The sequence below is a fragment of the Microcoleus sp. Pol12A5 genome, from assembly GCF_036701435.1.
Taxonomy (GTDB): Bacteria; Cyanobacteriota; Cyanobacteriia; order Cyanobacteriales; family Microcoleaceae; genus Microcoleus.
Genome location: NZ_JAUBQU010000232.1, coordinates 1 through 4,086, shown reverse-complemented (window position 1 = coordinate 4,086; position 4,086 = coordinate 1). Strand labels below are relative to the sequence as shown.

Below are 4,086 nucleotides of genomic sequence, written 5' to 3'. Positions count from 1 at the left end.
CCAGATGTTGCCCATTTCGGGCAAAGTGTAGCGCTCTATCACGGTGGGAGTTGGGGAATGCGATCGTCCTATTGTACATCTGCGAGGCATCCGTCTTGAGTCGGGATGGGGAATTTCGGGCGATCGAACCTCAAATTTCCGACTCCCCAACCACCGGACAAGACTGCCTTGACTCTTTATTCTAAATTAGAATATTTGTCAAGCTCGACAAGATTTGTATCTTTGTCCACTTAGAAACAGTATTTATTATCACTAAACTCGGGGTTCGCTGTATCTCTATTAGTCCTGAAAGGAATATAAAACCTTTCGGGGCAAGGTTCCAAAGAGATATCGAAGGTAGAGATAACGATATCAAACAAAGATTGCTTTTGGGGTATTCCAAATTGAGCGCAGAACATCACAACTACAGCACCAACAGAGTGAATCGCATGAAGTAATGTTGCTTCATGTAAAGATGCTTCTCGGTCATGTTTGGTCTTGTTGTAGGCATTATACCAATAAAGTGATTGGGTAGGTTGATTTTGATCCCAGGAACTAAAAGGTTGAAGATGAGGAAAATTTGGATACGATCTAAGAGCTAAGGTATAATTAGCTAAGCACATAGGTTTCAAGAGTTTTATATAATCAGTGGTCTTCCAGTATTGTTGACTGTTTTTAATGTATTCGTGTTCTTTTAATACTCCTTTCCAAGAGGCTTCGACTTCCATACAAGCAAGTAGTAATAATTCGCGTATTTTAAGTCCAAACACATCAACATTTTTCTGGGTGGGTTCTATGGTCAAAAATAATTCATTCATTTTTTTTATCAGTAGTTCAATTACCACAAGAGATTGGGTATAGCTTTCTGGATTAGATATAAGTAATTCTGGCGATAGATAATCTGATGGATGCCACATACCTTTATAAAATTTCCCAGCTTGATTGAATGAAGGGCGAATATCAGTTGCTTTAAACTTGTGTTTAATCCAGTCTTCTAGGGTTGTATATTTAGATTTTTGTTCTTCTATAGCTAGAAGGTTAAAGGGAGATTCTTTAGGTAAAGCATAATAAAAACAGCTATCTTCATATGCAAAAGCATAGGGAGCATTAAAAAATGTAGCGAAATCGGGATAGAAGTGGGGGTGCATGTCACCAGGGGTAATATTAGGTTTGAAAACCAACAACTGACTCATTATTGCCTCCAAGGTTTTTCACCATTATATAATAAATAATTGGTAAATCCAAGATTGGAGAGTGCGATCGTCCTATTGTACATCTGTGAGGCATCCGTCTTGAGTCGGGAGGGGGAATTTCGGGCGATCGAACTTTCCAGATATGTGACACATCGTCCGTAGACCGATCGTCCGCAGAGACTGACAATTGCCAGATGAGTCGATCGAAACATAAGATTCTGCCCGCTTTAGGTCATCTCGTCTGAGATGTTGCGAGTTATCATAGATATATGTAGCAATGCAGAAGATTTTGAATTTCTGGGTTCCATTTGTTGTAATTTCTATTTATATGATTCAAACGAACGTTCCTAATTCAGAAGAGCTATTAATTTCAGCTTTACTTGGGCTTACTTTACCTGGGCTTTTGCTGGCATACAGGCTGAATATTTTTAATTATTTAAAAAAAATAAATGATAAATATAAAATTATTATACCTTCATTCTCAGTGCTTGTTTTTCCGTTCTTGTTTCCACTACTTTTGATTCACCCACTTCCTGGCTCTTTATCATCAGTTATTCCTGTTTCTACTTTTATAATTGGGCAATTATTAGCAGAAGCAAATAATAAAAAAATGAACTCAGATAGAGAAAAAGCTGCAATTCACGTACTTTATCGCAAATTACTCAGCAATTATACGATAGCCAACGAAAACAAATCTCATATCAAAGATTTTAGAAAACACAAATCTTATGCCACACTACTAGACAAGCTAAAAAAAATGGAAGACATAAAAGCAGACTTAATTAAATTAGAAACTTTTCAGGGCCTAATCCCATTAGAAATGCAGTTGACTAATTCTCAGATATTTACCTCGGCTGACTCATGTGAGAAATTAATTGACAATTTTAATACAAAACTCAACAAGATAACACAACTCAACCAGATAACAAGGGATGACAAACAAGAATATGAATTTTCTCCTCCCAAGAGAGATATTGTTGAGAGGCTATCAGAACATACAGACGATTTTTTAAAAGAGCAAGATGAATTTTCAAAGGCTGTGTATGATGGGATAACAGACTTTTTTCTGTAAATACATTAATAATTGCATAATGCCTAAAAAGATTAGAAGTTTGAAAAACATCTTGCTAAAAGCAGGATTCGTTTGCCAACCAGCAAAAGGCAGTCATAGTAAGTAGAAGCATCCTAAATTAGCCAAGGCTATTATCATAGCTGGTAAAGACGGAAATGATGCTAAACTATATTTAGAGAAGTTAGTCAACGAAACAATTGAGGTGCTTAGGGAAATCGAAGCAGAGGAGACAGAACTATGAAATATACAGTTGTTATCCAATGGTCAGAAGAAGATCGATGCTTTGTCGTATTTTTGCCAGAATTTGAGGATGTAATGCAACCAGTAACTCACGGAGATTCTTATGAAGAAGCTATCTACAATGCGCGAGAGGTACTAGAGTTACTAATTGAAAGCTGTGAAGCTGAAGGTAAGCCATTGCCAGCAATTAAGAAGATAGAACGATTATTTCAGGCTGCATGAAACCGTAAATCCTAGAAAAACACATCACAAGAGAGACTATGTTAAAACAAAAACCATCGCTAGAATCTGTTTTAATTACCGAACAAGAAACAGAAGCTATAAAAAAATTACAGCAGATTCTCTGCATCGAATCCGCACAAGTAAAATTAGTGGCAAGTAATGGAGAAGAAATTCTCATTCCCGAATCAGTTTACAATTTGTTGGGTCAAATTGTGCGCGCAATGGCATCGGGTCAAGCTGTATCGATAGTAACTCACAATCGCGAACTGACGGTGCATCAAGCTGCCGATCTCCTGAATGTATCGCGATCGTTCCTTGTCAAATTGCTAGATGAAGGAGCAATTCCTTATATTGAAGTTGGTTCGCGCCGACGCATACTTTTTCAAGATTTAATGACCTACAAGCAACAGCGTAAAGTTCAGCGACGCCAATTATTAGACGAGTTAATCGAGATGACTGAAGAAGCTGGCTTGTACGAGGAATAGGACTAATTGAATCTTTAATATGACTAAGCTGCGTGTTGTACTTGATGCTTGCGTCCTTTTCCCGATGTATTTGCGCGATACTCTGCTTTCCGCTGCTGAGGAAGATTTATATTTACCATATTGGTCGCAGGAAATCATTGATGAAGTAATAGGAAATCTTGTTAAAGGAGGAACTTTTTCGCAGGAGAAAGCAAAGAATCTTGAAAGTAAAATCCAATTAGCCTTTCCTGAAGCAATGGTTGAAGTGCCTGTCGCGCTAGAGCAAGCAATGACCAACGATCCTAAAGACCGTCACGTTCTTGCCGCAGCCGTAACTGCTGGAGCTGATATCATTGTCACCAATAATCTCAAGGATTTTAGAGAAAACGATCTAGCTCCTTGGAAGATTATAGCACAGTCGCCCGATGAGTTTCTGAGCGATTTATTGGACGAATACCCGGACTCAATAGTTGATTTATTACAGCAACAGTCTCAAAAGTACAAAAATCCCCCAAAGACTTTTACTGAATTAATTAATTTTTTAGGTAAAAAAGCAGGTACACCAAAGTTTGCCAGTAATTTATTATTAAAAGTTCAGCGTCGCGAGGAAAATCAGTAATATCTTATTTGCTAATTCTTAGGCTTTGCCTGGAAGAGTAACTTTACTAGGTTTGTTCAAAGCAATATAGCTCAAATATGGACTAAGTGCAAAACCGATACACTCTGCTAAACGAGGCGGCACCGCATTTCGAATTTGCCACATGGCCTTTTTCATTGAACCTTCAAAAATAAATGAATCCGGGAAACTTTGCAATCTCGCCATTTCGCGAGCTGAAATCACGCGGTTGAGATAAGGATGAATATGAGTGCCGCCGTGATTTTCTTTAACAGTCATGCTCGGTTTTCCCGGATACTG

At 38.0% G+C, this 4,086-nt stretch carries 8 protein-coding genes; 5 read left to right on the top strand and 3 right to left on the bottom strand.

Annotated features, from left to right (window positions below; all coding sequences use genetic code 11):
- The coding region (locus QUA45_RS28170) for a hypothetical protein (RefSeq protein WP_333223191.1) at positions 1 to 185 on the top strand (185 nt) is incomplete at its 5' end.
- Positions 186 to 230: 45 nt separating this feature from the next.
- Here the strand turns inward: QUA45_RS28170 and QUA45_RS28165 are convergent.
- Both QUA45_RS28165 and QUA45_RS28160 read right to left on the bottom strand, forming a co-directional pair.
- Positions 231 to 1,172: a hypothetical protein gene (locus QUA45_RS28165; RefSeq protein WP_333223189.1), complete on the bottom strand. Its 942-nt coding sequence runs from the start codon at positions 1,170 to 1,172 to the stop codon at positions 231 to 233.
- On the bottom strand, positions 1,172 to 1,384 hold the full coding sequence (locus QUA45_RS28160) for a hypothetical protein (RefSeq protein ID WP_333223187.1): 213 nt from the start codon (positions 1,382 to 1,384) through the stop codon (positions 1,172 to 1,174). Before QUA45_RS28160 ends, QUA45_RS28165 begins: the two co-directional genes overlap by 1 nt.
- 116 nt (positions 1,385 to 1,500) lie before the next feature.
- On the opposite strand from QUA45_RS28160, the gene QUA45_RS28155 reads away from it, so the two are divergent.
- The 4 genes from QUA45_RS28155 (at position 1,501) to QUA45_RS28135 (ending at position 3,789) form a co-directional block, all read left to right on the top strand.
- The gene (locus QUA45_RS28155; RefSeq protein WP_333223185.1) at positions 1,501 to 2,244 is read left to right on the top strand and encodes a hypothetical protein; all 744 of its coding nucleotides are present in this window, start codon (positions 1,501 to 1,503) and stop codon (positions 2,242 to 2,244) included.
- Between the two features lie 237 nt (positions 2,245 to 2,481).
- Positions 2,482 to 2,706, top strand: coding sequence for a type II toxin-antitoxin system HicB family antitoxin (locus QUA45_RS28145; RefSeq protein ID WP_333223183.1), 225 nt, complete (start codon positions 2,482 to 2,484; stop codon positions 2,704 to 2,706).
- A gap of 38 nt (positions 2,707 to 2,744) precedes the next feature.
- The gene (locus QUA45_RS28140) at positions 2,745 to 3,191 is read left to right on the top strand and encodes an excisionase family DNA-binding protein (protein WP_333223181.1); all 447 of its coding nucleotides are present in this window, start codon (positions 2,745 to 2,747) and stop codon (positions 3,189 to 3,191) included.
- A 19-nt stretch (positions 3,192 to 3,210) separates the two neighbouring features.
- On the top strand, positions 3,211 to 3,789 hold the full coding sequence (locus QUA45_RS28135; protein WP_333223179.1) for a PIN domain-containing protein: 579 nt from the start codon (positions 3,211 to 3,213) through the stop codon (positions 3,787 to 3,789).
- A gap of 18 nt (positions 3,790 to 3,807) precedes the next feature.
- Here the strand turns inward: QUA45_RS28135 and QUA45_RS28130 are convergent.
- The coding region (locus QUA45_RS28130) for a DNA cytosine methyltransferase (protein ID WP_333223177.1) at positions 3,808 to 4,086 on the bottom strand (279 nt) is incomplete at its 5' end.

Excerpts from the sequence above, each read along its gene's own strand:
- QUA45_RS28165 (WP_333223189.1), bottom strand. The coding sequence starts at position 1,172 with ATGAGTCAGTTGTTGGTTTTCAAACCTAATATTACCCCTGGTGACATG.
- QUA45_RS28160 (WP_333223187.1), bottom strand. The coding sequence starts at position 1,384 with ATGTTTCGATCGACTCATCTGGCAATTGTCAGTCTCTGCGGACGATCG.
- QUA45_RS28155 (WP_333223185.1), top strand. The coding sequence starts at position 1,501 with ATGATTCAAACGAACGTTCCTAATTCAGAAGAGCTATTAATTTCAGCT.
- QUA45_RS28145 (WP_333223183.1), top strand. The coding sequence starts at position 2,482 with ATGAAATATACAGTTGTTATCCAATGGTCAGAAGAAGATCGATGCTTT.
- QUA45_RS28140 (WP_333223181.1), top strand. The coding sequence starts at position 2,745 with ATGTTAAAACAAAAACCATCGCTAGAATCTGTTTTAATTACCGAACAA.
- QUA45_RS28135 (WP_333223179.1), top strand. The coding sequence starts at position 3,211 with ATGACTAAGCTGCGTGTTGTACTTGATGCTTGCGTCCTTTTCCCGATG.